This window comes from Nostoc sp. 'Peltigera membranacea cyanobiont' 213, from assembly GCF_002245975.1.
Taxonomy (GTDB): Bacteria; Cyanobacteriota; Cyanobacteriia; order Cyanobacteriales; family Nostocaceae; genus Nostoc.
In genome coordinates this window covers 1-16,085 of sequence record NZ_NOLI01000051.1, presented here as the reverse complement: position 1 = coordinate 16,085, position 16,085 = coordinate 1, and the positions used below count along the sequence as shown (strand labels likewise).

The window sequence follows — 16,085 nt, the reverse complement described above, 5'->3', positions numbered from 1 at the left end:
GGGCAGGGTGTAGGGTGTGGGGTATAGGGGAAGAATTAGCCTCAATAACCAGTGGGTCACTTGCCCCCACCAATACCGTCTTCCCTACACCCAACACCCTACCCCCAACACCCTATTCTGGTTGACCAAGAACGATAGGGTCTTTCTCTTGGTACTCAATAAAAGGTACAGGCCCAATGAAGTAGGGGCTGCAAGTGCGACCAATGAAGGGTATAGTTTTACAGATGCGGAAAAACATAGTAGTCTCCACCTTTCCACTGCCTTCATAAATATTCCAAACAACTTGCTTAAAGCTGGAGCCAAAGGGGTTTCGACCAGTAGGCTCTTTACCATCATTAAGAGCTTTTAAAATGCCAAATCCACCATTAACCTTTTGGAATTTCCCGGATATCCACTGTGTTCCAGTAGTCTCACCAATGCCGGACATTTCTGTATGAGCGCAATTGTTTTGTAGACAGGGAACGTTAAAGCCATCTTGATAGCTACCAGATATAGAGCGGGTACGGTTAGCCTCAATATCTCCCAATGGCAGATCAACTTTGGCAACAAATGAAAGGTCAAGTGTTCCCAGTCCTGGTAGGTTATCCCATGTCAAAGTTGATAGTCCAGGTACTCCATTAATTTTGGAGTCTTGCCAATTCTCAAATCTATTAATAGATGTGTTTTGAATGTCGGAAATAGATGTTAGTGAGTAATTTTTTAAATTTATTACTCTTCCTAATGGAACGTCACGTAAACGAGAATTTTGGCTGGCGTTACCTATTGTGCCCCCAGTAATTCCAAATCTTCTCAAAAAATCGTTGACAGGTTTAACACTTGTGACATTTCTATTACCTAAGCCAGGGATCGCTTCGGTTAAAGATGGTAAAGTCTGCCATCTTGTTAATTGAAAATCATCTAATGTTAACCTACTTAAATTGATTCCTTGTACTGAAGCTATGGTTGAAAGATTTAAATTTTCTATTGCTAATTGAGGTGTTTGAAAATCTCCCAGTTCCATAAACTCGCTAATGCTTTGTCCTGCCGTCCAGGTTCTAGTTTCTGTACCTCTTGTGCCTGGGTAGGTAACACTGCCGCTAAGAGAAATAATCATGTCACTGAATTTGAAACGCGACCAATCAGGAGTAAACCCATTAGGAGAATTGATAACGGGTACTTGTGCTGAAGCCTTGGGCAGCAAAAAGCCTACAACTTGATTCAATAGCCCATATCTTATGAAACTATGAATCAATAAGCTACCTACTAAACCAAAAAAAATGAAGTAACGTAAGGCGTTTTTATTGGGTCGTAAAGATGATTTCATAAGCCATTACCTTGCGTTAAATTATCAGAACTCTTACTCAAAGCAATTAATTTGTTAACTAACTCTTGAGAGATAGAAGCCTTATTAGCAGCAGTAGAAATGTCATCACCTGCTTGTAAATAACCGATTAACTTTTGCAAGCGCTGGTGTAGTTCATCTTGCTGAAGAATCCATCCACTTTTAATAGCGACAACAATACCGCCTCGAATTTGGTTAATTGTTTGCTGTGTTTTAACTAATGATTGCAATTGAGGTTTTGGGGTTGTTTGTTCTCGTGCCACATCAGCCTTGATCGCCACCTGACTATATTTAGGAGTGCCATTACTTGTTGCTAGTCGAAAACTGTAAGTCTTGCGTTCACCAGAGGATGACTGCGTAATTACTGTTAACAAAGTGGTAGATGTTTGCGGTATTCCGGGAATGTTTACTCTCAAGATCCGTCGCAGATGAATCAGCCCAGCACCGGGGCTAGAGCAATTCTGATCCAGTCCCTCTAAACAACCATCTGTGTCAAGCAGAATTTGCGACGGATCATCTAACCAGACTTTTTTAATTGTCTCGCCAATTTCATAGAAAGAAATTGCTACACCGTGACCATTCCAGACGTTGATAGTTTGTAGTTTGGCCTGCCTCCCACTAGCCATTGATTGAAAGATGGTACGCACGACTGGGGCGGCAATTGTGGATATTGGAGTCAGCGCAATCGCCAACGCTAGAGTGCCGCTTATAACTGTGTTAATTACGCTTTTCATGGCAACTCCAAAGAACGATTTACATTAAAAGTGACTTTGGTTCCCTGTGGAATAAACCAAGTATTAGGGCGAGAAGTAATTTCTTGAGTATTACGTTGATTACGTTGGCTGATGTTTTGGCTAACTTGACCAAAAAACCCTGACATTAACGCACCTGTGAGATTGCGCTGATTGCCACTACTACGTTTGCGAATCCTGCCTGTGAATTCATCAGAAATTTCTTCTTCACTATCCGGTTGGTTCATAATCTCCCCAACCTTCCCTAATGCAGACACAGCACCGCCAAACAAGTCATTTCGTGCAATATCGCCACCCCTGTCCTGAAATCTTCGAGCTATTAGGGGTCTACCACCAACTCCTGTCACGGAAATCGCACCCGCAGAAATAGGATATTCTGTATTATCTTTGATGATCGCTCTGACATAAGCGACAGCGTAACTGCCGCCATCAACCGAACCTAACTCGACTGCAAACATTGTTCCTTTTGGGATTGCCACTTGCCCATAGTTATCGCGTAAATCCTCTTGCAGTCTAGCAACAGACCTAGTGTTCTTAGAGGTTAGTGTTTCTGTCTGTGTCTGCCCTGAATTATTAACTGTGGCTTGAACTAAAGATGTAACAAGGACACCACTAGCAAAAGTGCCAACGGTAAGGTAGCGAGTTTGTTTACCTTGGAGAATTTGGCTTTCTTGAGGTAAATAATTGTTAGCTAAAGTAATCTTGTTAACTTTAGAAGTTGCTTGCCACCTGGGGCGGATCTTTTCAATCGACTCGCTTGAGTTTTGCGGCGTGGTTTGGTCAAAATTGTTTGTATCTGTTTGTTCATTCGGTTGATTTTGAATTGCTTGAGCTTGAGCAAGATATGGATCTAATGAAGATTGTTTACTGGTGCTAGTTTCGGTGTAGGCGATTTTGCCATAAGAACCAATGCTACGAAGTTTGTTCAATTGCTCAAGGGGATCTTGGGGCGTGAGTGTCCGTGCAGATATAGATGGTCTTGGAGAAAAACTCGTGCGTGTTGGTGGCGGAGTGTAGGTTCTAATCGGTTGTGGTGCAGTCTGAGTTACGCGACGTGGTTGTGTATTTTGAACAGTCCGTGGCGCTGGTTGTGGAGATAGTGGGCTAGATGGCACGACCTTTTGGTTTACTGAAACTGGTACTGGCGCTGGTTGGTCAAATTTATTTTTGTTAATGCGACCTAACTCATCTTCTTGATCCGATAGAGCGAGTTTTGCACGCGCATCACCGTCTCCCTCATCACTTTCTTGGGCTTGTTCAGTGGTCGGTATTTCCTGCGTTTTCAGACCAATCTTTGGTGCTGGTGCGGGATTGAAAACACCATTGAGCATCAAAAATATTGCTAAAAATCCAACTCCAAAAGGGACAGCAATTATTGCTAGTCTTGACCAAGGAGAAGTGACAATTGTGTGCTTAGTCGCTACTAATAAACTTTCCGGTTCTGGTGCTTTTTTACCATTAGTTTTATTAGCATCATCTAGATTCAGCAAATCCTCTAAAGTCGATACAGACCCATTTTTATTATTCTCTTTACTCATTTTCTTTTGCCCAAATTTAAATCGACAATTTCGGTAATTTCTAATCCGGCTCTCCGGGTGGCATAGATTTTCTTAGCTAATTCGCTAGTATTAGCTGGGATATACTCTGGATTAGAAATTGATGAAAGTGTAATGGTTTTATTAAAAGTAATCCCTTTGCCGGAATTATCACTACGTTCAAAAGTTACCAGCGTTCCAATAAAATCTATTTCCCATTTTCCATCTCTGAGTTGCCGTGGCTGTGAAATAAATCTAGGGATTAAAGATACTTGCGTATCACCATTGAATATGCCCGTGGGAGTAATTGAGGCTAATTTTTTCAGAAATGCGGCTCTAAATCCTCCATTTTCACTCAAAGCAAAGGCAGCATCATAAGCTTTACTTGTGACTCGGCTATTAGATTTATTATTAATCTTGCCTACTTCTACCCCAGTATCTTGTTTAGTAATAGGTTCGCCTTTTTCATTGAAAACTTGTACTATCCCATCCCAATTAAACATCTTAATGAAGGTATCAGAAATAAACTTTCTAATCACTTCATCAGAGCGTTGCCCTGGGTCTACTGCCCTAGCGGAAATCGTCTCACCTGATGATAATTGTACCAGGGCTAATTGCTTTTGATTTAGTATGCTGATTGCCCCATAATTGAGAAATTGTAATAAGAGGGAAAATCCCGCCATTGAAAACCCAACTAAAGAGATTATTCCTACTCGTGTTGTCACGTATTTGTTGTAACTAAGTAGTTGTAATGGTTCTCTGGGTTGAGTTTTACTTTTTTGATTCAGCATAGGTTTTATTGTCAGAATTCAGGAGTCAGAATCCAGGAGTCAGAATATTAGAGAAGAAGAGTGAATTCTTTTCAATCAATAGAAGATTTATGCACTCATTACTTTTAAATTCTGGCTTCTGAATCCTGAGTGCTGAATTCTTACGTTTTATTTAGCTAATTTTCCGACTAAACTACCACCTTTAGTAGCAACACCTTTAGCAACCTCAATGGCAATTGAACTATAAGTTTCAGCAGCTTTATTAATTTGAACTAAAACAGAAATGCCACCACCAGCCGCTAAACCTGTAGCTAAGAATGGCGCAATTATACCAATTGTAAATAGGAAGAACATTGGCTGATAAGATTTAGAATCAGCGACTAATTGCCCAGCGAAGCCAACAATGATATTGAAGCAGAGCTTGCCAAAACCTATACTGAAATATCCTACTAACCAACTGTAGATTGATTTAGCTCCGTAAGGGAGCAGAGAACCACCAACAGCTACAGGCCCCAGCAGTGCTGTTACGAGCATAGTCAGTTCAATTCCCCATTGATAAGCCCCATTCATCCCGACTAGAATGATAGTAATTACGTCTGTTATCGCCGACCCGACAAAGGCATTAATCGGAGACATAATTACATCTGTAACTGTAGCTTTTCCTTGAGCTACGTCCTTGTAAGAATCGATAGCGCCATCAATCGCATCGATAAACCAAGAAAATACCCCATTATTTTTATTAAATTTATCGGGATATGTCTTCGTTAAATCTTCCTTCGCTTTTGTTAAACAGTTTATCTGCTCTTGTTGACTTAAGGATGAATTTTTGCACTTACTAACAGCTAGTCCGATAGCGCTACGTGCAGCTTCAGTCCCTAATGCACTTTCGTATGCTTTCTTGAGATCAATTCCTGCCGCCGCCTTACTAAGAACTATATTGTTTACATTATTAATATAGTTCCTAATTCCTAATGTTGAATTACCTAAAATTTTTCCGTTATTAGATAGCAAAAGAATTACTATTAACGGCCAAATAAAATCTGTATAAGCTCTTTGTTCTTCCCCCGCCATCATTTTTTTTGTCCATTCAACGACAAAGAAAGTTAGTGTTGCTATAGCGAATAAAGCACCAACGTCACAAACTGCCCAGTATACGCCTCCATCAAGAGTATTAACCCACAATTCGTCAAATCCTTTCGCTACTGAAGCTGAATTTTCTTTTGCTAAATCAGCTAAATCGCCACCATCTAGTTTGGCTAATAAATAGTACATAGTTAATATCCTTTTTTGACCAATATTTATCAACCACTCGTACAGAATTAATGCAGCAATTCTGATCGGAGGCGGAGCAACTCCTGCTCCGCTCCTGAGTTCTGAATTCTTCTTCATAAACCTTTAGTCGTCAGCAGATGTCGCATTTAACCGTGCATTAAGTACGACTTCATGTACTAGAGACAATCTGCCATCTTCTTGGGAGTTCTCCTTTTGCCTTTGGGAATCAAGATGCTCCGCTACTTGCGTTAGCATCAAGTTAGAATAAGCATTGTCCTGTCGGGCTAATAAAGAATCAGTACGCTGCTGTGCCAACATTGACACAATTAAGCCGTTCTGAGCAGCCATCGCTTTGAGAACATTCTGAGAAGCGTCCATATTCTGCGCCTCATCAGCAATACCTTTTGCAAGTTTAGCGATTTGTGCAGTAGTATCAATTTTTTCTTGAGTTTGCTGCTGTCCTTTTTTTCCAATCACGCTGGCAATCGAGCCAAGCGTCAATTCACGCTCTAGCTTCTGTGCTTTTTCTTGGGCGACAGGATAAGAATAATCATCCTTGAGCGTATTTTTCAATTGTTCAGCCGAAGCAATTGGGTCAGGCGCACCCAATTGTCCAATAGAACTATCAATTGCCGCATTAGCATTTTCTTTGATGTCACCCCAAGCACTGTTAATCTCACCCTTGGCCCATGCTTGAATTTCCGAAACTTCTCCTTGAAGATCCGATCCGATAGAACTAAAAAAATCGTTGATGCTGATGCCATAGCTAGGTGCTGCTATCAATAAACTGCCAACTGTAGCAGAAAGTATTACCCCAATTGTCCGCTTTTTCATTTAAGCTACCTGTCTTGTATGTGATTTTGAAAGTAAATTCTTCGCTAACTCTGATAACTCTTCCCCCCGAATCATTCTGATATAATCCTCACTAAATTTGACTAACCCAAGCAGAGGATTATCTTGATAGTATTTGAGAAATAAAGTGCGTAATTCTTGCTCGTTTGGATTATTAGCAACTGAGGCTAATAAACAGTAGGCAGGATAATAGCGACAGAAAGTTAGCTTGCCGTTATCATCAAGCAACCACTGAGAGTAAATCCCCGACTTTTTTGGATAAAAAGCTTCTGTACTATTGACCCTGATGATTTCAATAGGATATTTAAAGCGAACAATAAACGGGTCAACAGCTGATGATTGAATCCTGCCTACTAAACGTGTGGTGATATTGGCAAATATCTTTTGTGCAGATGCGCTCTGATATATAGTCTCTGGTTCTTGGGCAGAGATGATGACGCGGATACCAGACTTCGCACCATTGGCACACAATCGCCCAATTAACGAAGCTATCGCATCAAATTGGAATAAGATTGGCGCTTCATCAAGGAAGAAGATCGAAGCTTTTGATGATAATGCACGACGTAATGCCGCAGAGTATGCACTAAGAGCGAGTATGGCAGCATCAGCTTCACTCGATAAATTACGTAAAGCGAATACTAACAATTTGGCATTAGTTCTAAAACTGGATGGGCGTGAGATTGATTGTCCTACCCTGGTACTCAACCAATAATTTATTCTCAGCCTGATTTGCTCTAAGGCTTCGGAAATCTCTTGACTCTTACTAGCAATAGAATCTAATTGTATGAAAGCTGGAGAACAAAAATTATAAAAATCTTTGAGTGTCGGAGTCTCGTTCCAATATTGAGTCCCAAATCCATTTTGTATTGCTGACTTGTAGCGTGATTTAATTTCATCATCATTAAAAAATGTTTTTAAAGCTAAAGCAATGATTGACTCAATATTGGTGGTAATCGTTGGACTGACACCAATCATGCTCGTCCCCATCACCATTGTCATCAGCACTGATTTGAGAAATTCCTTAAAATCGTTCAATCGCTCATTTCTCAGTTCTGCATCCAGAGAGCGCAAATCAGGAAGTTCAAAAAGATTGTTTGATTCTTTGGAGATGTCAAAGTATGCCCCATTTTCACCCAGCAGATTGGTGTAGTCGGTGAAAGTGGATGTACCATCTGGTTTGGGATAGTCTAGTGCCACTACCGGAATATCTTGTGCAAGCGCCGGCGTAAGAATACCTGCCACCAGCACTGATTTACCTGAACGAGTTGCGCCGAAGACTGCCAAATTCTTATGATTCTGGTACAAGTCTAGATGTACTGGTGTGCCGCCTTCTTCTGCGATTAGCTCAAAGCCAGTGCGATCGCCTGTGGCAGTCCTAATCAATGGCATCAGCCCTGGTGCTTCCGAACTAAAATATGGCAGTCGGCGGTTAAAAGGCTTGGTTAACAACGGCTCCCAAACAAATGGGCAACACTGCAACCATGTCTTCCAGGCGTATTCAATCTCCCGGTCAACTACCGCCGGACGCAAGAAATAGCTGGCAAGATATCGGCAAGCTTCGTCTAATTCCCGTGGGGTTGGGCGGTGGACGAGAAAAGCAACTGCGGTATGCACTACTACACTACCTTTATATATTGTCTTCTGCGCCTCTACCGCTTCTTCAATATTCATGCCTGACTTGACATCAATATTTCCTTTCTCTGTAGATAAAGAAGTGCTGGTAATTGATTGCTTGGTGATCCTTTGTAAGTTAGTTTTAGAGATAGTTTGATTTGCCTTTGTTACCTGACAAATAACCTCGGTATCAGAAATACTATCTCTAGAAATTAACTCCCACAGATATCGCAATTGAGCTTGCTCGTCATACCACCCCCCTGGCTTTTGGCTGAAGTTGAGCGCCCCAATATATTTATTTTGTAGTTTTACCCATTTTCTATCGAAAAATGGCACAGACTCCTCATTCTCTAACATCTGGTGGCGGATGTGAAAATCGCTCGTCTGAGTTTCTACTATTCCATCTATTGGGTCAATTTTTAATGGATTAGGGATTGCCGGAGGAGTAGAGTAATTAAGCTGTTGCCAAATTGTTGACCAAATTTCTTCAGCACTTAAAACACTAATCCCCAACTTCATCTTGTTGCCCAGGATAGCTGACCACTGTAAAAATCCATCGTTAAATGAATTTTGCAGAATATTTTCAATTCTAGTATTGTTATGGGCGTGAATTTCACCTGTAAAGCGAAACCAGCCCTTTTCTAATTTTCTAATCAGAGATTCTATAAAATCCTTAGACCGTTCATCGTCATCAATAACAGTGTAAGTACACCATAGTCTCAAAAACTTATTCTTCCTAGCTCCACTTTGGGTTAGTTTTTTAGTCCTTAATCTTTCACTACGTATTAACAATTTTAATTGGTCAATCTGACAATTACTCTCTAGCTTGGACAGTTCTTCTTGTCGGTGATAATCAGACGTAAAAGAACCTAAATGTATTGTTAAGTTTTCCCCTTCGGGAATTTCTTTTAGCCCCGCTTCTATCCCCTCAAAGATCGGCAGCATTTGCGATGATTCTAAATTCGGATGAATCCCTAAACAATCAAAGCAGAATTTAATTTGAATATTTTCACCTTTTTTAAGAATTAATGCGCCTACGCCCTGCCTACCTCCTAAGTTGAGGTCGCAAATCCCCGCTAAATGGATAATATCTTCAAAGGGAGTGAGCATTTTCACAACACTAATCTGCTCCTTTTCTAATGCGACTTTACCTAATTTATCTTTAACTTTCTTAGAAGAATTTGGCATAACTTTACCAATAACTGAAATTTAACTAGAACTTAGAACTTATTTTTCTGACGACTTCCGACTTCTGTTTTTGTTGTATTGATTGAAATCTCATATATCCCCTACTAATTCGAGGGACGCTGACGAATTTACCGAAAAAGTCTTTATTTGTAGAAATTGTCCACCATGTTGCCCATCCCCAAGCAATACTTAAGCTAGTACCTAACCAACTTGTTTTCAGTAGATAATTAAAGATAAATACATTGACTACTGCTATTAATGTCCAGGCAAATATTTGATCGGCAGGGAATGGCCCTAGTCTTGGTCTTTCTCCTAAAATCCGATTTACTGTCCGAAAATCATGTTTATTTGACATATTTACTGAATTTAATCAAGAGTTATCAGCTATTAATTCAAATACGTATTTATCAATAACTGATAACTTAAAAAGCTTTCTTACTAAACCTGAACAATCAAACCAGTAATTAAATCTCCAACAAAAACTGCCATAACTATGATTAATGGAGTTCTTGCTAGCGTCTGCCAGTCTTCATCATTCCGGGCAGATTGAATAATCCGAACTAGACTGATCCCAACATATAATAGGAATAAAGCTCTTAATACATTGAAAAAAAGCGCGATAACTGCTGCTGTTTGTCCATTGCCGGCATTACCAAAAGTGGTGGTCATCCAAGTTTGAGCATTATTGAAGAACTGAGCATTAGCTGGAGCCGCCGCAAAATCAATTAGGCAAATTACTGCTAACAGCGCAAATAACACTGCATAGAGATTAATTCCATACTTCCTTTGTAGTTTATCGAAGTTAGTAAATAATGCTTGTGACTGTTTCGGCAAGGCAATTACGACGGCAGACGCAATCATAAATCCACCCATCAATATATTGTGGACGGACATCTCTGCTATCATCAACACACCAGTCACACCCATCAGTGTGAGTGTGCCTTTTTTCGCCCTGTCATTCTTAGAATCAGGTAAAAGTGTTCCTGTTGCTGAAGCAGCAAAATCTGGGTATCCGTAGTCAGTACGCATCTGCTTTCGTTCTCCTGAACGATGTCTTGAGGGATAGGCACATTCTTAAATAAGTCAACCCCAAAATCCACGTACCCTGGTACGGAAAAAAACAGAACTGTAGTACTGTATAAACATTTCTAACAGCAATAATCTACGTAGATAAAAATCTCTTTCTTGTATTATCAGTCTTTGTGCTTGATCTACTCACATCCTTAATCATTAATTAGTATAAATCTTTGTGCAACATCTTCAGTAAGTGCTAAATATGGGGGATTGACTATTGACTATTTTTATGATGTAAAACGTCAAAATTAGCTTTAACAAACTTTGGGGGTTTAAGTTAAGAGCCTAATTAAAATCCTCGTTACAAAACTGTACTTCCGACTTCAGACTTCCGACTTCCGACTTGTTTAAGTATCCCTGCTCTCCATAAATTGAACTTTCCCTTCGATACCTCACCATGTTTTGCATCATCACTAAAAACTGTTAAAACTTGATTGCATGTATAGAACAAATATGTATAATACTTGCAGCTTGTACTTCAGCATTTGTTAGAAGTAGATATTTGGTCAAGCAAGGAAATTGGGAATTAATTTTCAGTCAGGAGTCAGAATTCAGGAGTCAGGAGCCAGAATGTTGCAGAAGAGTGAATTCTTTTCAATCAATAGAATAGTTATACGCTCATTGCTTTTAAATTCTGGCTTCTGACTTCTGGGTGCTGAATTCTTACAATTTTCATAATCATTTGTTGGAGTATTTATGAATAAAAGAAAAATATTTGCAGCACTTGTTTCAATAGGTGTAGGACTATACTTAGGAGCTTGCCAGTCTAATGCGGACAAGGTTGCTCAGGCAGAGAATGACTTAAAACCGGCTTATGCGGCGGCAAGTGATGATGAGCAAAGCCAAAAAGATAAGGAAGTACAGGAGCAAATAAGGCAATATGTAGAAGAGACACCTAACTTATATAGAATAACTTGGAAGGTATGCGGAGACGGGAACGCTCCGTACAAAAACGGAACAAGGTGCAACGAAACCAAAATCCCTCGAACTAAGGGGTATTTCCAGCCTGTCTATGTGTGGGGAGCGAATGGAGTCCAATTTGTTAACAAACAGGACTTTGTAAGAAATTTTTGGACTACAGGATTATTCGTCAAATCAAGAGGGTGCTTAAATTTAGGGAAGCCGCGAGAAGAAGGCTTGTACAATGTGAAAAATTTCATGCTCAAGAAAACAGGCACTACTCCTACGCCAGAGAATGTAAAAGTTGAAGTTTTGTCAAAAGAAGAGAAGCAAAAGGTAGTGGAACAGGCTTTTAAGGATGCAGAAGTAGAAAATTATGCGCTGAAAAATTTCGGTGTCTCAGCAACCACAGGATTAATACCCACTGGGAAAACTTGCTTAACAGTAGACGAATGGAAGAAAACGCAATCGTAGTAAAAATCAGGCACTAGTTGTTAGAGAGATCACAATTCAACCTCCGCAATTACTTCCCATTCCAGCACCACCAGCCACAGATATCTAAATAGTCCAGCATAGTCCAGCGCAGCGATCGCTTCCCATTGCAGCACCACCAGCCAAATCGGTTTGGGGTCAGAGGGAACAGTGAAACCCAAAATTTTTGATGTGAGCAGCGCAGTCAATAGCGATCGCCGTTTCTAAGTTAATTCAGCCAGTAAATAGTTTTGCTCACGCACATCAGTTATTTAGCAAAATTTTGTAGTTTTTTATACTTAAGTTTTGCAGTCATTGATTACTTCATGCTTATACTAAGGGATGGCGTAACCGCAAGAGCGTAGCTGATCGCTCTATGAAAATCGCAATTTGCCGACCATTGGTCGGCAAAAACTTAATTATGATTCTGAAAAACTAATCCTTTATATGAGCCAAGATCGAGGGTGTTAAAAGGAGCGGGAATTTGCAGAACACCATGCCATACGATGTCTGTGCCTTCCCTTATGCCCTCTGTATTACTGTATTTTTTGTAATCTAAAACACTTTGTGTTACGCAATTATAATTACTGTAGGCATCGCTATGCAGTAAAGCTTTCTGCATTATACTCATCTAGGTAAATAGGCAAAATTTGCGATGCCAATAACATATTTATTTACCTAGACAATTATCATGATACAGCATGGGGATTTCGTTCGATGTTAAAGTTTTATTTTAATTGTATAATTTATTACATTAAAAACTAACTCGCAATCAGCTAAAGTCCCTTCGGCCATCAGGGAGCATCTTGGCGTTCACCCTGAAAATTGATTCAGGACAAGTTCGGAATCAATTGCAGAACAGTTTGAGTTTTTGGCACGCAAGTTTTACCCATTTCTTGAAGAATTTTTTATAGAGGAATCAAACCACTCTGTGACTTGAAGAAGATTTTGGACAGGTTGTCCAAGTTTACGTTCCAAAAGTGGATGTCCAAGTTTACGTTCCAAAAACATCTAAAAAATAGCATACAGAAAAACTAAACTGCTCAAACTCTATGCCTGTATGTAAAATAAAGGTTTTGGTAATAGTGATGCCGATGGCAGCAAGCGATCGCAAAGCTTGCAAGAAATCCCACGAGTTAGGGGGATAAGTTGGCCTGTGAGTAGTATTAAAGTGGATTTGTGTCCAATTCCTTCTTCCATTTTTGTTATTATGTCCATTTTCTTTATCCAAAAAAAGCGATCGCTTGATTAATGCCTTAACGGAGTTTTAAGTATTTCAGCTTACAACTTGTCCAACTTCTCCTTCCGAAAGCTGTCCAAAATCTTCTTAAAGTCACACACTCTCAAAAAATAAACTAAAAATGACTCTATAGTTTTATGGCGTGATAGCGATTAAATAGCGGGCTATTCGGATAAGGCTTCATTTGGCACTGAAGCAGGGGGAAATTTTGTACAAGTTTCTTAAAATAAGCACCTTTGCCCGTTTTCTTTAACCCAAACCTACACCTGTAATATTTGTGTAGTTAACTTTTAGGAGTATGCTCTTTAACCTGTTGTATTACTTATTAACTATAAAGTAATTTTCAGTTTATTTTTTCACCGATTTTTAGGGGGAACCACAAAAAAAGATACCAGCCTTGTTCTTAATTGCTCGTTGTGTGGCGTGGATCTGGATCGTACTACTCTTTCAGGTGAAAGCTGCGGCGATTGCACGGAGCGCAACAGCAAAGCAGATCGCAAGTGGCGTGTCGATGGCTTGTTGCAATTGCAGTACAGTTAGTTCCACACTTTTTTTTACCGAAATAAATCCTGAGACGGGAGCATCGGCGATAATGATTAACTATCGCGGAGTGTGCATCTAAGGTGAAAATTGACCGTCACGGGAAGGCAAAAGTCCTAACGCCGGAAGAAATCGGGCGTTTGTTTACTTCGGGGTTAACCACAGTCCGGGATAGAACACTTGGTGCAGTGATGCTGTACACTGCCTGTCGTGTCTCCGAATGCGTCACCCTCAAAATTCAGGATGTTTATGACAGCAGAAACAAAGTCAGACCAGAGCTGAATATTCGCAAAGGCAGCACGAAGGGAAAGCTGTCCACTCGTACAATTCCTGTGCTGGATGAACTGCGGCATCACCTGGAATTGTATAAACCCAAAGTTTCTCGTGATAGTTATCTCTTTCCTGGACGCTGGGGCCGTGGTCATTTGCATGAGGATTATGCGGCACTGATTTTTCGGAGAGGGTGCAAACTAGTAGACATTGAAGGCGCAAGTACTCACAGCTGCCGGAGAACTGCACTGACGCTGATGAGCAATGCGCGAATTCCACTGAGAGTAATTCAGCAAATCAGCGGACATCGAAGCTTGGAGCAACTGCAAGAGTATCTTGACGTGGAAGCGTCGCAAGTTCGGGGTGCGATCGCGGCATTGTCAATGCTGACACCGCCATCAGTTAGCAGCAATAAAAATGACTTGGTAGATGAGAATCATACAGAGTTATTCACAGAGTTCTAGATCGGAAAATGTACCAAAGACGATCTAGACAGGAGTTATGCCAGATAAAGACTATAAGGATTTTCCCAAAAAGCCATTTACAATTCCATCGGTAACACTTCAAGCGATAGCCACTGATAAAAATGAGGCACAGATTGCTCTAGGTTTACGTAGCTCAGTCCCGGCGTAGGCTTTATCCCTCCATTGGCAACACTTCTTCATTCAACAAGGCGTAAAATTCCGGTACTGCTGCCTCGACAAGTCGCAGTTCATCAGGAGCGATCGCCTCAAGTTCCAGCACGGTATCCCAGCGCAAATCCTCAACCCATCGCTTAAGGATGCCCTTAATCGCCTCCACCCCCTGCTTGATACCAGAGCGTAGCATTTCCACACAATGGAGTAAGGTAGTGCGATCGGTCGGAGGCAACTCAAATTCGGTAGTATCCTCCCCCTGGCAATGGGAGTTCCCTATAGCATCAGGGGGGGGTGTGGATACGGCCTGCTGATTGGGGTTTACACTATACGCAGCAGGGGTTTGAGCAGCAGAATAGGTTCGATTTTCTTTTTGATTACGCTTTTTCACGCGATGAGCAATTACCTCTTGAGCAAATTCTAATTCCTCTTTAGATAAAGAAAAAAGTTTCACCTGTTGACCGCGCTTGCCCTGCTTGCGGAAAGTCAACTTTAGCCCCAGCTGCTCTAGTAAAGTCGCCAGCAACCAAATAGGTTTACAGTCACTGGGAATAGTAAACCCAAGAATTGCTTTGACGTGAGCAGCACAATGTATAGCGATCTCCGTCATCTTGAGCAAAGTGGGGTCATCGGCGGTAACTTCATCACCCTTCATTAAAGAAGTGAGAATTTGATGCAGTCCCAGGTTAAATCTAGCCAGCCACCGTGCGGAATAATTGCCCCAGTCGATGCACAAAGGTAGATTGTCGCGCTCGGTGCGGTCTTTTTGGGTGACAATTGTTGGTGGGGTAGGATAAGTTTGCCCAGTTTTGGGGTCAGTAAACGATTCTTCGGGTGGGGCTAAAATGGCCTCAAGTCCAGCGATCGCTCTAATTAATCGACCACCTTTATCCATTTCTACGAGTGATTCGGTTACTTCGATGCCGTAAGAATCAGAAATGCGGAACTTTTCGCATTCAAAAATTTCATTAGGGTCAAGGTAATCTTTGCTCTGACGGGCACGGTACTCGCTCAAAGTAATATTGTTAGCCTTGGCAACAGCCGAATTGTGGGCACGATCCAAAGCTTGTGCTGCTGCTTTAAGACTTTCAAGGGATTGAGGATCTGAATCACTGCCCACATATATAAATGTATTGCCCATTTCGGTGAGGAGCGATCGCAAATCATCACGCAGATTATTGAGAGAATAGTGGCGGTTAGCCATAATTTGGCAGTAAGCCTCAAGCGCCCAATCTTTCTCTGCGCCCCGCTTGCCTGTTTGACGGTCAATCCGCAACAGAAAAGCGGTCATTTCATTGGTTTGGAGCAAGCGCTCTTTAATCTTGGATGCGTTTGTATCTTGGTAGCCGAAGGGAGGACGCGGGGCCACCCAAATATGAAACGGGACTTTTGGACGATAGCGGTACAGTTGTTGAGCGCACTCAGTAGCGGTTTGGGAAACGCCGTGAAACACACCAAATACAACATCAAAATGATATTCCGAAATATCTAGACCAGTACCGAGACTGGGAGAGGTGAACAAGGCATCAAAGTTTTTGACGGCGTTGGTGATATCTTTGATGAAAGCGACATTTTCATCACTGCCAGAATTATCGGAATGAACCGACCAGATGCGCCATTTTTGGGATGTATGGGATTTGTCAGAGTTAGA

At 41.1% G+C, this 16,085-nt stretch carries 14 protein-coding genes and 1 pseudogene; 3 read left to right on the top strand and 12 right to left on the bottom strand.

The annotated features are described in order from the left end of the window. Nucleotides 1-112: 112 nt before the first annotated feature. From CDG77_RS15895 to CDG77_RS15855, 9 genes are all read right to left on the bottom strand, one after another. Nucleotides 113-1,303, bottom strand: a complete 1,191-nt coding sequence (locus CDG77_RS15895; RefSeq protein WP_094330320.1) for a hypothetical protein — start codon at nucleotides 1,301-1,303, stop codon at nucleotides 113-115. Continuing rightward, on the bottom strand, nucleotides 1,300-2,055 hold the full coding sequence (locus CDG77_RS15890; protein WP_094330319.1) for a hypothetical protein: 756 nt from the start codon (nucleotides 2,053-2,055) through the stop codon (nucleotides 1,300-1,302). Before CDG77_RS15890 ends, CDG77_RS15895 begins: the two co-directional genes overlap by 4 nt. Next, nucleotides 2,052-3,611: a TrbI/VirB10 family protein gene (locus CDG77_RS15885; RefSeq protein WP_094330318.1), complete on the bottom strand. Its 1,560-nt coding sequence runs from the start codon at nucleotides 3,609-3,611 to the stop codon at nucleotides 2,052-2,054. Before CDG77_RS15885 ends, CDG77_RS15890 begins: the two co-directional genes overlap by 4 nt. After that, complete coding sequence (locus CDG77_RS15880) at nucleotides 3,608-4,399, bottom strand: hypothetical protein (RefSeq protein ID WP_094330317.1); 792 nt, start codon at nucleotides 4,397-4,399, stop codon at nucleotides 3,608-3,610. The genes CDG77_RS15885 and CDG77_RS15880 overlap by 4 nt, the downstream gene beginning before the upstream one ends. Nucleotides 4,400-4,546: 147 nt before the next feature. Beyond that, on the bottom strand, nucleotides 4,547-5,767 hold the full coding sequence (locus CDG77_RS15875) for a hypothetical protein (protein WP_223269825.1): 1,221 nt from the start codon (nucleotides 5,765-5,767) through the stop codon (nucleotides 4,547-4,549). 6 nt (nucleotides 5,768-5,773) lie between these two features. Continuing rightward, on the bottom strand, nucleotides 5,774-6,484 hold the full coding sequence (locus CDG77_RS15870) for a hypothetical protein (protein WP_094330316.1): 711 nt from the start codon (nucleotides 6,482-6,484) through the stop codon (nucleotides 5,774-5,776). Then, complete coding sequence (locus CDG77_RS15865) at nucleotides 6,485-9,304, bottom strand: hypothetical protein (protein WP_094330315.1); 2,820 nt, start codon at nucleotides 9,302-9,304, stop codon at nucleotides 6,485-6,487. It abuts the gene before it with no gap. 25 nt (nucleotides 9,305-9,329) lie between these two features. After that, nucleotides 9,330-9,659, bottom strand: a complete 330-nt coding sequence (locus CDG77_RS15860) for a hypothetical protein (protein WP_094330314.1) — start codon at nucleotides 9,657-9,659, stop codon at nucleotides 9,330-9,332. 83 nt (nucleotides 9,660-9,742) lie between these two features. Continuing rightward, nucleotides 9,743-10,333, bottom strand: a complete 591-nt coding sequence (locus tag CDG77_RS15855; protein WP_094330313.1) for a hypothetical protein — start codon at nucleotides 10,331-10,333, stop codon at nucleotides 9,743-9,745. A gap of 741 nt (nucleotides 10,334-11,074) precedes the next feature. Here CDG77_RS15855 and CDG77_RS15850 point away from each other — a divergent pair. Beyond that, on the top strand, nucleotides 11,075-11,752 hold the full coding sequence (locus CDG77_RS15850; RefSeq protein WP_094330312.1) for a hypothetical protein: 678 nt from the start codon (nucleotides 11,075-11,077) through the stop codon (nucleotides 11,750-11,752). 29 nt (nucleotides 11,753-11,781) lie between these two features. Here the strand turns inward: CDG77_RS15850 and CDG77_RS36545 are convergent, their stop codons facing one another. Next, nucleotides 11,782-11,958 carry a hypothetical protein gene (locus CDG77_RS36545; protein ID WP_189525012.1) on the bottom strand — a complete coding sequence of 59 codons (177 nt, stop codon included), beginning with the start codon at nucleotides 11,956-11,958 and terminating at the stop codon, nucleotides 11,782-11,784. A gap of 785 nt (nucleotides 11,959-12,743) precedes the next feature. Next, nucleotides 12,744-12,980 (bottom strand): hypothetical protein, encoded by a 237-nt coding sequence (locus tag CDG77_RS35505; RefSeq protein WP_143855489.1) that lies wholly within the window; start codon nucleotides 12,978-12,980, stop codon nucleotides 12,744-12,746. 632 nt (nucleotides 12,981-13,612) lie between these two features. On the opposite strand from CDG77_RS35505, the gene CDG77_RS15840 reads away from it, so the two are divergent. Together CDG77_RS15840 and CDG77_RS38550 are read left to right on the top strand one after the other, a co-directional pair. Further along, nucleotides 13,613-14,263 carry a tyrosine-type recombinase/integrase gene (locus CDG77_RS15840; protein WP_094330310.1) on the top strand — a complete coding sequence of 217 codons (651 nt, stop codon included), beginning with the start codon at nucleotides 13,613-13,615 and terminating at the stop codon, nucleotides 14,261-14,263. Nucleotides 14,264-14,300: 37 nt separating this feature from the next. Further along, nucleotides 14,301-14,432, top strand: coding sequence for a hypothetical protein (locus CDG77_RS38550; RefSeq protein WP_262985160.1), 132 nt, complete (start codon nucleotides 14,301-14,303; stop codon nucleotides 14,430-14,432). Nucleotides 14,433-14,435: 3 nt separating this feature from the next. Here the strand turns inward: CDG77_RS38550 and CDG77_RS15835 are convergent. Continuing rightward, a pseudogene (locus CDG77_RS15835) lies at nucleotides 14,436-16,085 on the bottom strand (bifunctional DNA primase/helicase); the annotation flags it as partial.